General features: G+C 61.9%; 13 protein-coding genes and 1 pseudogene. 8 read left to right on the forward strand and 6 right to left on the reverse strand.

The window, feature by feature from the left end; genetic code table 11:
- The first annotated feature begins 104 nt into the window (after positions 1–104).
- Positions 105–1,148 carry an IS110 family transposase gene (locus tag C8D04_RS13710; RefSeq protein ID WP_116005348.1) on the forward strand — a complete coding sequence of 348 codons (1,044 nt, stop codon included), beginning with the start codon at positions 105–107 and terminating at the stop codon, positions 1,146–1,148.
- A 353-nt stretch (positions 1,149–1,501) separates the two neighbouring features.
- On the opposite strand, the pseudogene C8D04_RS13715 reads toward C8D04_RS13710, so the two are convergent.
- Positions 1,502–2,293: pseudogene (locus C8D04_RS13715) on the reverse strand (MFS transporter); the annotation flags it as partial.
- A 297-nt stretch (positions 2,294–2,590) separates the two neighbouring features.
- Here C8D04_RS13715 and C8D04_RS13720 point away from each other — a divergent pair.
- Genes C8D04_RS13720 through C8D04_RS18600 form a run of 3 tightly spaced genes read left to right on the forward strand, consistent with a single transcriptional unit; the run spans position 2,591 to position 4,342 of the window.
- Positions 2,591–2,950, forward strand: a complete 360-nt coding sequence (locus C8D04_RS13720; RefSeq protein WP_116005349.1) for a DUF6232 family protein — start codon at positions 2,591–2,593, stop codon at positions 2,948–2,950.
- A 49-nt stretch (positions 2,951–2,999) separates the two neighbouring features.
- On the forward strand, positions 3,000–3,869 hold the full coding sequence (locus C8D04_RS13725) for a DUF6731 family protein (RefSeq protein WP_116005350.1): 870 nt from the start codon (positions 3,000–3,002) through the stop codon (positions 3,867–3,869).
- Positions 3,870–3,877: 8 nt separating this feature from the next.
- Positions 3,878–4,342 (forward strand): hypothetical protein, encoded by a 465-nt coding sequence (locus tag C8D04_RS18600; protein WP_133243639.1) that lies wholly within the window; start codon positions 3,878–3,880, stop codon positions 4,340–4,342.
- Positions 4,343–5,203: 861 nt separating this feature from the next.
- Here the strand turns inward: C8D04_RS18600 and C8D04_RS13735 are convergent.
- Both C8D04_RS13735 and C8D04_RS19015 read right to left on the reverse strand, forming a co-directional pair.
- Positions 5,204–6,415: a Fic family protein gene (locus C8D04_RS13735; protein WP_116005351.1), complete on the reverse strand. Its 1,212-nt coding sequence runs from the start codon at positions 6,413–6,415 to the stop codon at positions 5,204–5,206.
- A gap of 16 nt (positions 6,416–6,431) precedes the next feature.
- Complete coding sequence (locus C8D04_RS19015; RefSeq protein WP_233521179.1) at positions 6,432–6,755, reverse strand: hypothetical protein; 324 nt, start codon at positions 6,753–6,755, stop codon at positions 6,432–6,434.
- Positions 6,756–6,846: 91 nt separating this feature from the next.
- Between C8D04_RS19015 and C8D04_RS13745 the strand changes: the two genes are divergently transcribed.
- The gene (locus C8D04_RS13745; protein ID WP_116005352.1) at positions 6,847–8,268 is read left to right on the forward strand and encodes a Fic family protein; all 1,422 of its coding nucleotides are present in this window, start codon (positions 6,847–6,849) and stop codon (positions 8,266–8,268) included.
- 167 nt (positions 8,269–8,435) lie between these two features.
- Here C8D04_RS13745 and C8D04_RS19135 read toward each other — a convergent pair whose 3' ends face one another.
- A complete protein-coding gene (locus C8D04_RS19135) occupies positions 8,436–8,558 on the reverse strand; it encodes a hypothetical protein (protein ID WP_255415519.1) in 123 nt (40 codons plus the stop codon).
- A 132-nt stretch (positions 8,559–8,690) separates the two neighbouring features.
- Here C8D04_RS19135 and C8D04_RS13750 point away from each other — a divergent pair, with 132 nt between their 5' ends.
- A complete protein-coding gene (locus C8D04_RS13750; RefSeq protein WP_116005353.1) occupies positions 8,691–9,200 on the forward strand; it encodes a DUF1993 domain-containing protein in 510 nt (169 codons plus the stop codon).
- Positions 9,201–9,386: 186 nt separating this feature from the next.
- Here the strand turns inward: C8D04_RS13750 and C8D04_RS13755 are convergent, their stop codons facing one another.
- Both C8D04_RS13755 and sbcD read right to left on the reverse strand, forming a co-directional pair.
- Positions 9,387–12,896 (reverse strand): AAA family ATPase, encoded by a 3,510-nt coding sequence (locus C8D04_RS13755; RefSeq protein WP_116005354.1) that lies wholly within the window; start codon positions 12,894–12,896, stop codon positions 9,387–9,389.
- The gene (gene sbcD, locus C8D04_RS13760) at positions 12,893–14,122 is read right to left on the reverse strand and encodes an exonuclease subunit SbcD (RefSeq protein ID WP_116005355.1); all 1,230 of its coding nucleotides are present in this window, start codon (positions 14,120–14,122) and stop codon (positions 12,893–12,895) included. Before sbcD ends, C8D04_RS13755 begins: the two co-directional genes overlap by 4 nt.
- 357 nt (positions 14,123–14,479) lie before the next feature.
- Between sbcD and C8D04_RS13765 the strand changes: the two genes are divergently transcribed.
- Together C8D04_RS13765 and C8D04_RS13770 are read left to right on the forward strand one after the other, a co-directional pair.
- Positions 14,480–15,358 carry a dienelactone hydrolase family protein gene (locus tag C8D04_RS13765; RefSeq protein WP_165829136.1) on the forward strand — a complete coding sequence of 293 codons (879 nt, stop codon included), beginning with the start codon at positions 14,480–14,482 and terminating at the stop codon, positions 15,356–15,358.
- 309 nt (positions 15,359–15,667) lie between these two features.
- A complete protein-coding gene (locus C8D04_RS13770) occupies positions 15,668–16,054 on the forward strand; it encodes a VOC family protein (RefSeq protein WP_116005357.1) in 387 nt (128 codons plus the stop codon).
- The last annotated feature ends 97 nt before the right edge of the window (positions 16,055–16,151 follow it).

The following is a 16,151-nucleotide window of genomic DNA, read 5'->3' on the forward strand; positions in this document are numbered from 1 at the left end:
CGCCGTCGGCCTGTGACCCGATACAAGGTGGGGCCTGGCGGTAACGGCATCAAAGTGCCAAAGTGGAAGTTCGTCGCAACCACCTTTGAACCGGAGGCCCCACCATGCAATTTACTGCAACGCTGCCAGTCATCGGATTGGATATTGCCAAGCACGTGTTCCAGCTGCACGTCGTGGATGCCGAGACAGGCGAGGTCACCCGGCACAAGCTCAGGCGTGATCGAGTAACCACATTCTTTGCCAATCGTCAGAAGTCGCTCGTCGCGATGGAGGCTTGTGGCGGTGCGCACCACTGGGCCAGAACGCTGCAGACGCTGGGACATGAGGTCAAGCTGCTGCCCGCCAAGCATGTTCGTGCCTTTGTGCTGCGCGACAAGACTGACGCCCGTGATGCCCAGGCCATCTGGGTAGCGGCCCAGCAACCTCACATCAAGGCCGTACCTGTCAAGAACGAGCAGCAGCAAGCCTGTCTGACACTGCACCGCATGCGCGCTCAGCTCATGAAGGTGCGCATCATGCAAACCAACGCGCTGCGCGGGTTGCTCTACGAGTTCGGAATCGTGCTGCCTGAGGGGCACCGGGCATTGCTCAAGCTCGTTCAGGACGCACTGGCCAAAGCCCAGGAACAGCGGCTGCCAGAAGTGGTGGTCGTCAGCATTCAGGATCAACTGCGTCGTATCGACAGCCTGCAGTGCGATATCGATCAGCTGGACAAACGGCTGGCCTCGATGGTCAAGCAAAACCAGCACATGCTGGCACTGCAAGCCATACCGGGCATCGGTCCGTTGACGGCGACAGCCTTGGTATCTACTGCAACCGACCTGTCCAGCTTCGAGTCCGGCAGGCAATTCGCTGCCTGGTTGGGTCTGACGCCCCGACAGACTGGCACCGGAGGGAAGACCCGGCAGTTGGGGATCTCCAAACGCGGAGACCCTTATGTGAGGACCATGCTGATGCACGGCGCTCGCGCCGTGATTGCCAGGAGTCAGCGAAGCGGCTGGATCGAGAGACTGTTACTGCGCCGCCCATACAGCGTGGTGGTCGCGGCGCTGGCCAACAAGCTGGCCCGAACAGTCTGGGCAGTCCTGGTCAAAGGCAAGGCCTTTGACCAGCTGAAATGGAATCCGGTCGACCTCGCCGCAGCCTGAGACCACCACAATGAACTGAGAACACCAAACGCCAGGAAACCGTTTTGAAGGAGAGCACGCAAGAAGCTTGTGTGATGGGTCAACAGGTCAAACCGGGGTGGGGGCAATCCGATAGGAATACAGGGCATCAAGCCCGATGTGCAGACAGGAGCCTCACCCGCGAATGCCATCATGGCCAGCAGGACGAACACCCTGCACCGACAGGCCGTATGTAAGACTGCAAACCCTTCAGACCTTCACGCCGCCGAATCTTGCTCTTCTGGAGACGTCCATGTAAGACGTCCATGTAAGCATCCCTAGCAACAGATACCATTGTACAAAGTACTTGATGAACTGCCGCAGGAGATTTTTCATCGAATACTGTTGACGTCTTCTATAACGCCGTGCGGCATCGCCATGGCCACGCAGCACGCCACACCCGCCACACACAGCAGCAACTGCGCGTGCACCGGGCGCAGGCCAAACGGGCGGCTGCGGTCCAACGCCACAGGCGCGGGAGCCGCCGCACCCCCGGGCGATGCAGGCACCGCAGACGTATCCAGCAACACCATCGGCGCCCGCTGGCGCATGCGCAGCGCCAACAGCAGCATGCCCACGCCGCACACCAGCCCCATCAGCACATAGGTGTGGCGCCAGCCAATGGTGTCGATGCCGTGCTGCACGATGGGCGGCCACAGCGCCCCGGCGATGTAGTTGCCGCTGGCACAAATCGCCACCGCAATGCCACGCCGCCGGTTCCACCACAGCGCCGTGTCGGCCAGCAGCGGCGCAAACGTGGCCGACGCACCAATCAGCCCCATCAACCCGTGCGCCAGCCCAAACCCCCAGATGCTGCCCGACAGCCCCGCCCACACAAAGCCACCGCACACCCCCACCGCCCCCACGCACAGCACCGGCATCAGCCCATGCCGGTCGGCCATCCGCCCCGTCCACAGCCCGCCAATCCCCAGGCACACCATCATCAGCGTGTAGGGCAGCGACGCATCTGCGCGGCCCACCCCAAACTCGGCCTGCACGGCGGGCAGCACGACTGACACGACATACATGCTGCTGTTGCCCAGTACGACCAAGCCCAGAGTGATCAGTAGACGCCAGGCGGCTTGGCGGGAATCGATGAGGGATGCGGGGGCGGGGGTGTTGGGCATGCGGGGCAATTTAACCGAAGGGGCTGCAAGTGCTGCGACACGGTACAGGAGGCTGCCGTACTCCCATTCGGTTGATATGGTTTTGATAGCTGCTAGCGCTTGATGGATAAGCGCCAGAGGACAATTTGGCTTGAACCTGTGGCTGGTGGGGCCACCTCCAGCCACCGCCCCGCGCAGGCTCGCTTTATGCACTCGCCTTGACATCCAAAGGTTGCGCCCCGCCACCACACACCCTACAGTGCATTAACAAATGTATACATAAATGAGCAAGATCAATCACAACAGAGGGAGATCCAAATGGAAGAGAAAGTGTTTTTCGAGCTCGGCAGTGTCAAGGTCACCAACGCCCGCTTTGTCGTGGACGCACAGACATTCGCCATGAGCAACGTGACATCCGTCGCGCCTGTGACCCAAGCTCCAAGCCGGTTTCTGCTGATCTTCATTCTTATCATCGGGTTGATGATCGTGTTCACCTCGGTGGTGTGGGGCATCGTTGTGATGGCAGTTGCGGGGGCGCTGCTATATCTACAAAAGACTCAGTACCACATCATGCTAAGAACCGCCGGAGGCGAAACTAAGGCGCTGACAACCCATGAGAAAGACTACTTTCATCAGGTGGTTGGTGCACTGAATGAGGCCATCGTGCATCGGGGTTAATGGCTCAGTAAATTGACTTGCGCTCGATCAGCATTGGAGAAAAAGAAGAATGACAAAGATGGTCACAATCAATCTGTTTGATGTCAGCTGGACACCTCAAACATTCCAGAAACTGAGTGATACGTTAGATGAGTTTCATTTGCTCAAGCTCGATCAACGGTGGCGCGGTGACATTCGGCTCGAGCAGATCGTAAAAATGCCTGCGGGGACTTACCCAAAACTTCCTCAGTTGTATCACCTCGACTTCGTTAAGAAGCGCGAGGTCGGGCCTGGCAAACTTGGAAATGCCGCCCCGGTTTCAGGCATCCGAATGCAAAAGGACGAGGACTTCGGAGAGGAGACAGCCGCGATCTACGTGCCCTCAAAAAAATGGCTACTTATATTGAACAACCAAGCCGGAATAGGGCCCACTAGGATGGCAGAGTATTTCAACGCTGTGGATCCTGGTAGCTCTAGACACTTTGCATATTCTGTGGACCCTAAACTAGACCCAAGTGTGCTGACGCGACTCGGTGGGATGAAAAATTTAACCTCTGTGGAGATTACAGCGACAGTTGACGCTTTGGACACAAGCAATAGTCAAATAGGCACAGCGATCGCTCTGGCCACGAGACCTGCACAAGCAGAACGTGTATCGATATCGTTAGGCGCCAATGCTGGCAGGAAGAAGCTGAACTTTCTAAAAAGCAAGCCTGTCAAAGAGCTAGTCGATACTCTGCTTGGAAAGACGAGCGAGGTGTCAGTATTAAGAGTTACGGGCGAAGACCCGACGACGGGAAAGAAGGATCAAGTTATTAATTTGCTTGAACACAAAATCAAGCGTCAATATAGGGCTGACGAATTAAAAGTGGTTGACCACCGATACACAATCCAATCACGCTGGGATATGCTGGACAGAGCCCTTTTGGGTTGGATCTGATTTTCACCATGGAATGGCGCCTCAAAATTGAAAAATCCATACCGTTTCTGGCAGCGGTAGGGGGAGGTGCAGCCTGGTGGTATGCAGATTTGAAAATTCCTAGTACCTATTCAAAAGAGCTATTGGGCGCGCTACTTTCGGCTGCATCAATATGTGCGGGTTTTTTGACAACTGCCCTCTCAATTCTCTTGCCGATTGGAGGAACTGAGACTGGTCGCCGTATGCATAGCAGCGGACTCATGCCGGGCGTACATCGTTATCTCCGCTCGGCAATTCTTGGCTGCCTGTTGTTGGCGGGTGTTTGCGTGCTTTTGTTCTTCTTTCTTCCTGAGGATGGGACAGCAATGTCTATGGTTTGGTCAACACTGCTTGTTGCAAATACTATTTACGCCGCATTCGCGTTGGCACGTGTTGCCGAGGTACTCCTAAATCTCTTTGAGCGGATGAGCCATCCTGACGACAAAAATGGATGATCGGTCGTAACCACAAGCTGTGATGCTTGCTGGAGGCAGGGCATGTAGGCACGCAGATTGATTCTTGGGTTGCATTACAACCGGTACGCTAGAGCAGCGGCTGGTGGGATATGCGCAGGGGTAAGTGGTAGGAGTGCCAAAGGGTGGCAAACTGGGATATCACTTCAAAATTGATAGCTGCATACGTTTATCTCACATGCGCTAGCAGCCAATTTACCCCTCAAACATTCGCCGAATCAGCCTTCGCCTCGGGCCACAGTTGCGGAAACATAAAGCGCAGCGCGTGCTGCGACAGGCCAAAGCGCACCTTGCCTTGTGGCGAGTCTGACTTGAGCAGGCCGCGTTTGACCCGTTCGCCCAATGCACGGCGGCGCCCCGGTCGCTCATGCCGAGCATGGCTTTGAATTCGCTATGTGGCATTTCTTCGCCACTCAAAAACAGGTAGTGCGGGCCGCGCAGGTTCTCCTGGCGCACGCCTTGTTTGCGCATAACGCCCCCTACACCAAGCAGGCTTCGATGCGAGTTTTGATTGCATCAAAGTCCAGCAGGCTGGCAAATAAGCGACGTTGGTTCAGGTAGGTGTCCAACACATAGTCCGCCCTCGCTATGACGGCTTGCTTTGGTTATGAATGCAACGAGGTTGTTATTGATTCGGCGCGAATTATTCGCGAACCTCGTTCGCGGAGTTTGTCGAAGCTCTTCGACAAACTCAGGGTGAACGATATCGTGTCTCAGGAATAAACCGTGCCGGATCAATAGCCAAGATCAGGCGTTGTTGGAGAGGGTGACGCAACGCTGGCACGCGAGGCAAGCACTACACTTTTAATAGCTACCAGCGCTTATTTTTAAAGCGCTATCGGCCTATTTGACCAAGATGTAGGCGGTATTCCGCCCGCCACCTTTCAGTCGCGCTAGCACACCCAGGGTCAACAGGTCGTTGATATCCCGCAGCGCCGTGTCCGCAGAGCATTTGCCCATCGCCGCCCACTTGGCGTTGGTCAGCTTGCCTTCCATGCCGTCCAGCACGCGGTTCAACACCAGGGTTTGCCGCGCATTCATGGGCGTGCCTGCCCAGCGCTGCCAGAACTGGGCTTTGTCCAGCACGCCCGCCAGCGTGGCGTCTGTGCCCTGCACGGCGCGCAGCAGGCAGCCCAGAAACCAGTGCAGCCACGGGGTCACGTCCAGCGGACCTTTTTGGGTGGCCTCTAGCTGGTCGTAATAGTCTTTGCGCTCGCGCTGTATCTGGGCGCTGAAGCTGTAGAAGCGTTGATGTGCATGTTGCCCCCACGCTCCGCCGCTGCGCGGGTCGCTGCCCCCCGGGTGGGCGCTCGTGCCTTGGGGCGGCCCGGCGGCACTCGTTTCTTCCGCGCGGGCCAGGGCCATGTCGCCCACGGCGCGGCTCAGGCGGCCGTTGCCGTCGTCAAACGGGTGCAGGGTGACCAGCCACAGGTGGGCCAGCCCGGCTTTGATGAGGGCGTCGCCCGCCGGGGCGGCTTCAAACCACTCAAAGAAGGCCTGGGTTTGCGCGGGCAGGGCGGCGGCGGGTGGGGCTTCAAAGTGCACCTTCTCCCGCCCCACGGGGCCGGACACCACTTGCATGGGGCCGCTGGCATCGGTGCGCCATGCGGCCACGGTGATGCGCATGCGCCCGCTGTAGCCGGTGGGGAACAGGGCGGCATGCCAGCCAAACAGGCGCTCGGGGGTAAGGGGCTGGGCATAGTTGCGGGTGGCGTCCAGGACCACGTCCACCACGCCGTCCACATGGCGGTCACTGGGGGCCAGGGCTCCAATATCGAGGCCCAGCTTGCGGGCTACGGAGGATCGCACGGCGTCCAGGTCCAGCCGCTCGCCTTCGATGGCGCTGGTGGTGATGACTTCTTGCGTCAGCACCTGCAGGGTGGCCTGGTCGCGCTGCGCCAGCCCCAGCTCTGCCATGCGCCCCGCCAGCATGCCCTGTGCGCGGTGCACCTGCGCCAGTGGCGCGGCCAGGGCGGCCGCGTCAAAAACAAGGTGCGGCCAATCGGACAATTGCCAGATGTAGCGGGGCGTGCGGGTGGGGCGGTGGGGGCGCATGCGGCGATTATGGGAACTATTCGCCGCTTTGTGTGCGGCGAATGACGCCGTAATACGGCTCAAAAGCGGGTGCGAAAGCCAATTTCGCTGCGCTTTTGATAGCTGCTAGCGCTTGTTGTGATTGCGCTAGAGGCCAATTTGGCCTCAAAAAATTAGCCGAATCAGCCTCCGCCTCGGGTCGCAGCTGCGGCAACATGAAGCGCAGCGCGTGCTGCGGCAAACCAAAGCGCACCTTGTCTTGTGGCGAGTCGGACTTGGGCAGGCCGTGCTTGACCAGTGCGCGCAGTGCAGCGGCGGCGCCCTGGTCGCTCATGCCCAGCATGAGCCTTGAATTCGCCACGCGGCATGTCTTCGTCGCTCAAAAACAGGGAGTGCAGGCCGCGATTGGCGCAGTTCCAACAATTGCGCCTCTATTGCGCCACAATCGCGCCATGAAGCCAGAAATCGCGCCATTGTCCTTCCCATCCCTTGCGGCCCCCTTGCTGCAAAGCATTCACGACGCCCCCGACGGACTCGGTTTGGCGCAGCTGTTGGCGCTGCACCCTGGTGTATCGCGCCGCACGGCCCAGCGTTGGCTGGCGGGGTGGGTGGCCGGGGGGCACATCGTGGCGCTGGGCGAGGCGCGGGCGCGGCGGTATTTGGGAGGTCGTGCGCGGGCCCCCAACGTTAATGGGGCGAACGGGACGGAAGGCACGGCGGACCACTTCCCTGCCACCATCCCCTTGTCCGCCGACAGCCGCGATGTGCTGGACTATGTGGACCAGCCCCTGGCGGCGCGCAAGCCGGTGGGGTATCAGCGCGATTTTCTGCAGGCGTACGAGCCCAATGTGACCTGGTATCTGCCTGCACAGCTGCGCCGCCAGTTGCACAACATGGGGCACACGGCGCAGGTCGGTGAGCCGGCAGGCACCTACAGCCGCGCCATCCTGAACCGGTTGCTGATTGACCTGTCGTGGGCGTCCAGCCAGCTGGAGGGCAACACGTATTCGCGGCTCGATACGCGGGCGTTGATTGAGCACGGGCAGGTGGCGCAAGGCAAGGCGGCAACAGAGACGCAAATGATCCTGAACCACAAGACCGCCATCGAGTTGCTGGTGGAGAGCGTGGAGCGGCAGGGCAGTGCGAGCGCGGCCGGGTTTGACCGCTACACGCTGCTGAACCTGCACGCTGCGTTGTCTGAAAACCTGCTGCCCAACCCGGCAGACGAAGGACGCGTTCGCCAGCACATCGTAGAGATTGGCAAGAGTGTGTTTCGCCCCTTGTCGGTTCCGCAGCAAATCGACGAGGCGCTGGCCATGCTGCTGACGAAGGCCAGCCAGATTGACGACCCGTTTGAGCAGGCGTTTTTCATGCTGGTGCACGTGCCGTATTTGCAGCCCTTTGCCGATATCAACAAGCGCACCTCGCGGCTCATCGCCAACTTGCCGCTGTTTCGCGCCAACCTGTGCCCGCTGACCTTTGTGGATGTGCCCGAGGCCGCCTATAGCCGCGCGATTTTGGGGGTGTACGAGTTGACGCGGGTAGAGCTGCTGCGCGATGTGTTCGTGTGGGCCTATGAGCGCTCAACGCAGGAATATCTGGCTATCAAGCAAGACCTGGCCGAGCCTGACCCCCTGCGCCTTGCCTACCGCGATGTGATCAAGCAGGCTATCCACGCGGTGGTGACGCATGCGCAGGATGAGGCACTGACCGTGATTGCGCATGCCGTGGCTGACCGTGTGCCTGAGCCGGACCGCGCTGCCGTGCAGGCGGTGATCGTGGATGAACTGCGCCGCCTGCATGAGGGCGTGTTGGCCCGCTACGGCCTGCGGCCTTCGGAATTCGCTGCGTGGAAAGTGCGGGTGCAGGGCTGACGGCTCCAGGGGTTTTATTTCTGTTTTGATAGCTGCTTGCACAGGCTGTGCAATCGCCAGGAGGCTGTGTTTCGCCATCCACCCTCCCATGCACCCAGCACGCCCAGCGCCAGAAAACCGTGGATATCGCGCAATGCGGTGTGGGCTGAGCATGGGGCCATCGCCGCCTATTTGGCATTGGTGAGCTTGGCTTCCATGCCCTCCAACACGCGGATGAACACCAGTGTCTCGCACTCGTTCTTGGGGGCATTGTCCGAGGGTTGCTCGAACTGTGGCGAGTGCGGCGACACTGGGCCACATTGCCAAGGATACGGCCCACCATCTGATCCGTATTTCCGGCGATGCGGCTGAGAGGAACGTGTTTTACGCCTCCAACGCCGCCCCGCCCAAGTCCCCCTCACCAATCCCACAGGAGCACCCCCATGACCAGCGCTATGTACACCCACTCCGTCCCCGTCTTCAAGCAGATGCTGACCGCTTTGAAAACCATTCTTGCGCAGGCCAGCGAACACGCCACCGCCAAGTCCATCGAGCCCGATGCCCTCTTGCAGGCGCGGCTGGCGCCCGACATGTTTCCGCTGCTCAAGCAGGTGCAGATTGCCGCCGATTTTTCGCGGGGCGTTGCGGCGCGGCTGGCGGGTGTCGAGGTGCCCAAGTTCGAAGGCAACGAGAAAAGTTTTGCCGACCTGGATCTGCTGCTGACGCAGACGCTGGCCTTTTTGGACACCGTGAACGCAGCCCAGTTCGAAGGCAAGGAAACCGCCGAAATCGTCTTGCGCCCCGGCACACCTAAAGAGAAGAAGCTCACGGGGCAAACGTATCTGGCCAACTACGGCCTGCCGCAGTTTTTCTTTCACGTGACCACGGCCTACGACATCCTGCGCCACAACGGTTTGCCCATTGGCAAGCGCGACTTCATGGGCGCTTACTGATCTGGGCTTGTTCTGCGCCGCTCCCTGAGCAGCGTTGCGCAGGGCCTCTGGCGTTCGCCGAGCAGAAGGCCCAGAAGACCCACAAGGTCGGGAAAGCAGGTTGAGAATCTTTTTGATAGCTGCTTGCGCTTGCTGCATAAGCGCTAGAGGCCTATTGGGCTTATCAATTGACAGGATCTGCCCGCCCTACACCACCAGCCGCGAGTGCCCGATCCCCCCGCCTTTCTCCACCCGGATCTGCGCGGGGATGCGCTCTTTCAGCGCCTCGACGTGGCTGATGATGCCGATCATCTTGCCGCTGGCGTTGAGTGAATCCAGCGCCGTCAGCGCAATCTCCAGCGTGTCGCCGTCGAGCGAGCCAAAACCCTCGTCGAGAAAGAGCGAGTCGATCGACGTTTTGTGGCTCACCAAGTCCGATAGCGCCAGGGCCAGCGCCAGGCTGACCAGGAAGCCTTCGCCGCCCGAGAGGGTGCGCGTGTCGCGGGCGGCGTCGCCTTGCCAGGCGTCGACGATTTCCAGCTCCAGCTCGCCGGTGGATTTGCGGCGCAGCAGGTAGCGGCCGTGCAGCCGCGCCAGGTGCTGGTTGGCCAGTTGCAGCAGGTGGTCGAGCGTGAGGCCCTGGGCAAACTTGCGAAACTTGTCGCCCTTGGCCGAGCCGATGAGGCCGTCCAGCCGCTGCCACAGGTCGGACTCGGCGGTTTGGTGGGTGATCTGCGCCATCAGCGCTTGCTGCTGGGTGCGCAGTTGGTCGTCGTTGGCGAGCAGGGCGCGGTGGGCACCGATTTGTTCGCTGAAGGCGCTGCGCTGCGCTTGCAGGTCGGCCAGGCGCGCGTTGAGTTCATCGAGCGTTGGCGGTGCTTGGGGTTCTTGACCAGCTTCGTGATCCGGCGCCATGGCGGTCTGCGCTGGCCTGCTGGCGTGCAACTGGGCGTGTTTGGCCTGCGCCGCTTCGTGCAAGGCGCTGGCGCGTTGCTCGGCGGTGGTCAGGTGGTGCTTCACGGCCGCCAGGCGCTGGCGCTCGGGCTCGGGCAGCAGCGCGGCTTCAAACGCGGCCTGGTCGGCGAAGGGGCTGGCTTGCAAGGCCTTTTGCCAGGCCTGCGCAGCGGCGTTCAACGCGGTGGTTTGCTCGGCCTGTGTGGTGTGGGCCTGGGTGCGCTGCCCGTCCAGCGCGGCCAGGGTTTTGGCGAGCTGGTCGATGGCTTGCACGCTGGTGGCCAAGGCGGTGGGCACATCGGCATCGTCAATGTCATCCAGCGCTTGAAGGTGTTCGGCCTGGCCGCCCAGGCTGGCCTGCAACGCCGCCCAGCGCTGCGCCCATGCGTCTGCCTGGGTGTTTGCGGCCGCTTGCTGTGCCTGCTGGCGGGTGATGGCCTGGGCCAGCGTTTGCATCTGCGCTTGTGTGCGCTGCCAGTGCTGCCATTCGGCATCGCGTGCGGCCAGCCACGGCGCGGGGTCGGCGGGCAGTGTGTGACCGGCGTCGCCCAATGCGGTTTGCAGGGCGGCTTCGAGCGCTGCGGTGTCCTCCTGCGTGGTGGCGATGGTGTGCCGCAACGTGGCCTGGCGCGCCTGCGCATCCTGGGTGGCTTGCTTGAGCAGGGCGAGCTGGTGGTTGGCCGCTTGCACGGCCTGCGCGCACTGGTTGAACGCCGCTTGCGCCTGCTGTGCGCGTTGCTCGCCTGCCTCGGCCGCCTGCAGGTCGGTGCCGCGCTGGGCCAACGTGGTGGCGGCGGTGTGTTGCCCGGTGGAGAGTATGTCGGCGTGCTGCCAGTCGTCGGCGGTGAGGGCATCGCTGACTTGACCGATGGCCGTTGCCCACTGCGTTTGCCACTGATCCATCAGCTCTGCGGTTTTTGTGTGTTGGCGCTGGCATTCTTCCAGTTGGGTTTTGCTGCCTTCGACCTTGGCCGCAATCGCCTGGCCGTGGGCGATCAACTCATCCAGCGCGGCTTGTTTTTGCTGCAGCGCGGCTTCGGTGGCCGATACGTCCAGCGCCTCATACGCCGCAATCGCCGGGTGCTCGACCGCGCCGCACAGCGGGCAGGCCTCGCCGGGCTGCAGGGCGTGGCGGTGTTGGTCCAGGCTTTGGATGCGGCGCTCTTGCGCCAGCAGTTTTTCTTTGTCTGCCACCTGCTCTTTGAGCGCCTTGTGCTGCGCGCGCAAGTCTTGCCGTGTGGCCTCGTGCTGGGTGACGGCTGCTTGCAGCGTTTGCAGTTGCGCGGCCAACGTGTTGTGCTGCGCGGCCAGTTCGCGGCGCTGTTGGCCCAGTTGGGTGATGTGCGACCACCCGCCGACTTCGCCCTGCGCGGCCTGCCAGCGCGCACGCAATGCCGTCAGCGTGTGGCCACCCAGTCGGTGCGCTTGTTCGGTGTGCACCGTTTGCAGCGCAGTTTGTGATTCGGCCTGCGCCTGCAGGGCGGCATCGACCACGGCGGTTTGGCGGGTGATGTGTTCGGTGCGCTGGGTGATGTCGGCTTGCAGCGTCGCCAAAGCCGTTTGCAACTCTGCCGCGCTGGTGTGCAGCTTATGGCGCTGCGCAAACTGCTGGCGCCAGCCGCCCAGGCGCTCGCCCAGCGCGGCGTGCTGCGGGTGCGCGGCGCAAAAGTCTGCGTGGCGCTGGTGTTCGGCCTGGGTGTGGGCCAACTGCGTGTCTGCCGCCCGCGCCATGCGCTGGGCCAAGGTGTGGGCCAGGTGGTGGTGCTGCGCGTGCGTGGCAGAGGTTTGCTGGTGCTGCGCTTGCAGGTCGGTCAGCAGGCGGTCGGTGGCAGCGTTAGCGGCATCGGCGTTCTGCAGCGCGGTGTGGGGCGCTTGCAGGGCCTGGGCGGGCTCGCTGTCGGCCAGGCGTTGCAGATCGGGCGCTGCGGCTTGTAAAGCGGCCACGGCGGCGGTTTGCGCCGCCTCGGTGGCTTGCAGGTCTTGCGCGCTTTGCGCCAGGTTCAGGTGCCATTGGCGCTCTGCCTGCACCGTGTCGTGCGCCTGTTGCACAGCGCCCAGGTTGCGCACCCATTGGTCAACGTCGGCCCCCATGGCTTCGCGCTGCTCGGCGGGCAGCAGCGCTGCGCCATCGGCGCGGGCTTTGAGTTGGTCGAGCTGCTGTTGGGCATCGCGTGCGCGCTCGAACACCGTGCGCGAGATGTCGCCATAAATCTCGGTGCCGGTGAGTTCTTCGAGCAGCTCGGCGCGGTCGTTGGCGCTGGCGTTCAAAAACGCGGCAAACCCGCCCTGCGCCAGCAACATCGAGCGGGTGAAGCGTGCAAAGTCCAACCCGGTGATCTCGGCCACGCGTTTGAGCTTGTCGTTGCTCTGGCTGCTGACGATGGTGCCCAGGCCGGTGGCAACATCGACGCGGGCCAGCTCGACCTTGGGGTTTTGCAGATCGCCTTCAGGCTTGTCGCGTGCGCGGCGCTGGCTCCAGAACGCGCGGTACACGGCACCCTTCACTTCAAACTCCACCTCGGCCAGGCAGTCGGCGGTATGGCGCGTCATTATGTCGTTGGCCGATTTGCTCACGCTTTTGAGGCGCGGTGTCTCGTGGTACAGCGCCAGGCAAATCGCGTCGAGCAGCGTCGATTTGCCCGCGCCCGTGGGGCCGGTGATGGCAAACAGGCTGTTGTCGGTGAACGGCGATTGCGTGAAGTCAATCGCCCACTCGCCTTGGAGCGAGTTCAGGTTCTTCAGGCGCAGCTTCAATATCTTCATGCAGCCACCTCGGTCAGGCTGGTGACGACTTCGCGAAAGCGCGCTGCAAGTGCCTGCTGCAGCTCGGGCGCCAGGTCTTCGAGCGCCAGGCGCCGTTCAAACACGTCGCCCGGGCTCAGCTCATCCAGCGTGGCCAGCGCTTCGGCCGCCAGGGTGGCCGCCGCGTTGGCACGCTGGCGGCGCACGCGCAGCACCTCCACCGGCAGCCCTTGCGTCATGGCGCCGATGCGGGCGGGCAGGTCGGTCAGGTAGTCGTCTTCGGCCACCGTCACCTCCAGCCACGCGGGCTGCTGCGCGCTGCCCTCGGCGGCCGCTGCCGTGATGGCCGCAGCCAGCGTGGCGAGGTTGCCGCTGCAGGACGCCAGCGCCTGAAACCGCGGCACGGGCAGCGCGGTGATCGCGCTGAGGCCGCTCGCGTCCAAGTTCACCAGCAGCACTTCTTTTTGCTGTTTGGCTTCGTCAAAACCGAGCGGAATCGGCGATCCGCAATAACGAATATGGTCCAGCCCGCCCACCTTTTGGGGCTTGTGGATGTGGCCGAGCGCGATGTAGTCCACGGGCGGGAACGCGGCGGTCGGGAAGGCGTCAAGCGAGCCCACATAAATCTCGCGCACCGATTCATTGCTGCTGGCACCCACGGTGGTGAGGTGGCCGGTGGCCATCAGCGGCACCACGCGGCCCAGCGTGTTTTGCAACGCGTGTTGCTGTGCGCGGCCCGCATCCACCACGCCTTGGTAATAGGCCTGGATGGCGGCTTGCAGGCTTTGCTGTTTTTCCTCGGCGCTTTGCCCCGCCTGGCTTTGCAGCACATCGCGCGGGCGCACAAACGGCACGGCGCAGACGATGCAGCCGGGCTCGCCATTGCGCTGGGGCAGCACGACGACATGGTCTTCTGGTGTGCCCACGGCGGCCACCACGGTGGTGCTCAGCACGGCCAGCAGCGCGCGGCTTTCGCCCAGCGTAGCCACCGAGTCGTGGTTGCCGCCCAGCAGCAGCAGCGCCACCCCCGCGTGGTGCAGCTTCACCACCAGGTCGCTGTACAGCTCGCGCGCATAACTGGGCGGGGCGCCCGTGTCAAAAATATCGCCCGCGATGAGCACTGCATCCACGGCGTGGGTGTCGACCTGCGCCAGCAGCCAGTCGATCAGCGCCTGGTGTTCGGCCTGGCGGCTTTTGCCCATGAAGTGCTGGCCCAGGTGCCAGTCGGAGGTGTGGAGGATGCGCATGGGAGATGGACGGTAGCGGACTGGGGTGAGGCTCTATTCTGTGGCTGAAACCAGGGGCGAGTCCCACAAGGTGGCAGCAGCAGCCAGGCAGGCTGCGCCGCATCGCCCGCCATGGCGCAACGTCGCCCCGAGCGGCACGGGCTTTTGCGGGGGCGCATGGGGCTTGCTATGCGCTGGAGGCCTGTTTAACCAATACTATTGAGTGCTTCGTCCTCGCCCTTCAACTGGCCCAAGGGCCCAAGGGGCTGAAACCACTGAAGCTGAGGCATGGTTTCTAGTGGCCAACGTGGCGCGATACCGGACCCACTTTGCGATTTACTTTTCTCGGTTTTATTCAACAAAGATCGGCACAGTTCTATGCATTTTCAAAAAACACTCTGTCTGGCCACATTCATTGCATGTGTTTTCTTTGAACCGGCCATTGCGCAGGCACAAGGTCCGGCAAACAAGCAACCGGTGTCGTTCAAGGCAAATACTGTGATTGAAGCGGATACCCTTGTTTCGGGCGATCTCACGCTCCCGGCAGGCGCCGTGGGAAAAGTCGCCGCAGTCGTAGTGATTCACAGTGCCGGCGGGTACGAAGACCCCACCCGCGCTCCGTACGTTCAAGCGCTCCATCAGGCCGGCATTGCGACGCTGGAGTTGAACCTTTTCTCCGGCGGCGGCCGCCCAAAATCATCGCTCATGAACCTGCCGCAAACATTTGGCGCGTTGATGTATCTGGCACAACTGCCGCAAATCGATTCAGAACACATTGGCATTATGGGGTTCTCGCACGGGGGGCTGCTGTCTCTTCTTTCGGCCTCGAAGAAGCTGAACAATGACTACACAGGAGGCCAATTTAAATTTGCAGCCCATTTGCCCTTGTACCCAGTCTGCTGGGCGCATCTGGCTGCTGCAGAAGGCAAGAATCCGGTGTATCCCCAAAATGTGTATGTGGAGTTGACCGGTGCGCCTGTGCACATTCTTGCCGGTGCCAAAGACGATTACGACGCCCCCGATTCTTGCCAAAAATTCATTGCCGCACTGCCAGACGCGGCTCGCTCGCAAGTTGCCTTGACCCTGTATCCCGATGCCACCCACGGCTGGGACACCAATACCGACAAGAATTACAAAGACCAAGCCGCCCATCAAGGGCGCGGCGGCTATGTACGGCACTTCCGGAGCACAGCAACAGCCCAGCAATCTTTGGATTTTTCTCGGCAATTTTTTACCACCCACCTGTCTACCAAGTGAAAACGCCCAGAAAATTCAAGACGGCGAAATACCCAACCGCTTCCATTTCAATAGCTGATTGCGCTGGAAAATAAAGGGTCGGAGGCCAATCTGACCTAAAAGCAGCCCGGTTTCCCGCACCTCTCGCCTGCGCTTCACGCCCCACTGGCCGAGAAGATGCGGTGGCGCTTGGAGCACACCGGCGGCTTGCGTGCGGGTCTCGTGTGGGCCTTGTGCGCAATCCCCTGCGCGGGCACTGCGCGCCGGGAATGTCTATGCTGGCGTCTGTTTTTTTTACCCGCCTCCTCCGGGGGCTACTCGGAGACAACAATGTTCAGTCACGTCATGGTCGGGGTCAGCGACCTCGAAGCATCCAAGCGCTTTTACGACGCCGTCCTCGGCACCTTGGGTGTGCCGCCCGGCGTTGCCAACAAGACGCGCTACTTTTACCGCAGCGCGGGCGGCACCTTCGGCATCACCACCCCCATCAACGGCGAGCCGCCCTGCCACGGCAACGGCAGCACCCTGGGCTTTACAGCGTCGTCCCCCGAACAGGCGGACGCCTTCCACGCGGCGGGCGTGGCCAATGGCGGCGTCGCGTGCGAAGACCCGCCAGGCTTTCGCGGCCCCGAGGGCGGGCAGATGTACCTGGCCTACCTGCGCGACCCCGACGGCAACAAGATCTGCGCGCTGCACCGCCCGCCCAAGGCCGCCTGAACCCGGCGCGTGGGTGTGCGCAGGCGGTGTTGACCACACGGCCTGCGCAGGCCACATCGGCCGTGTTTACAGGGGTTCTGGCATGCACACCTGTTTT

This window comes from Simplicispira sp. 125, from assembly GCF_003096555.1.
GTDB lineage: Bacteria > Pseudomonadota > Gammaproteobacteria > Burkholderiales > Burkholderiaceae_C > Simplicispira.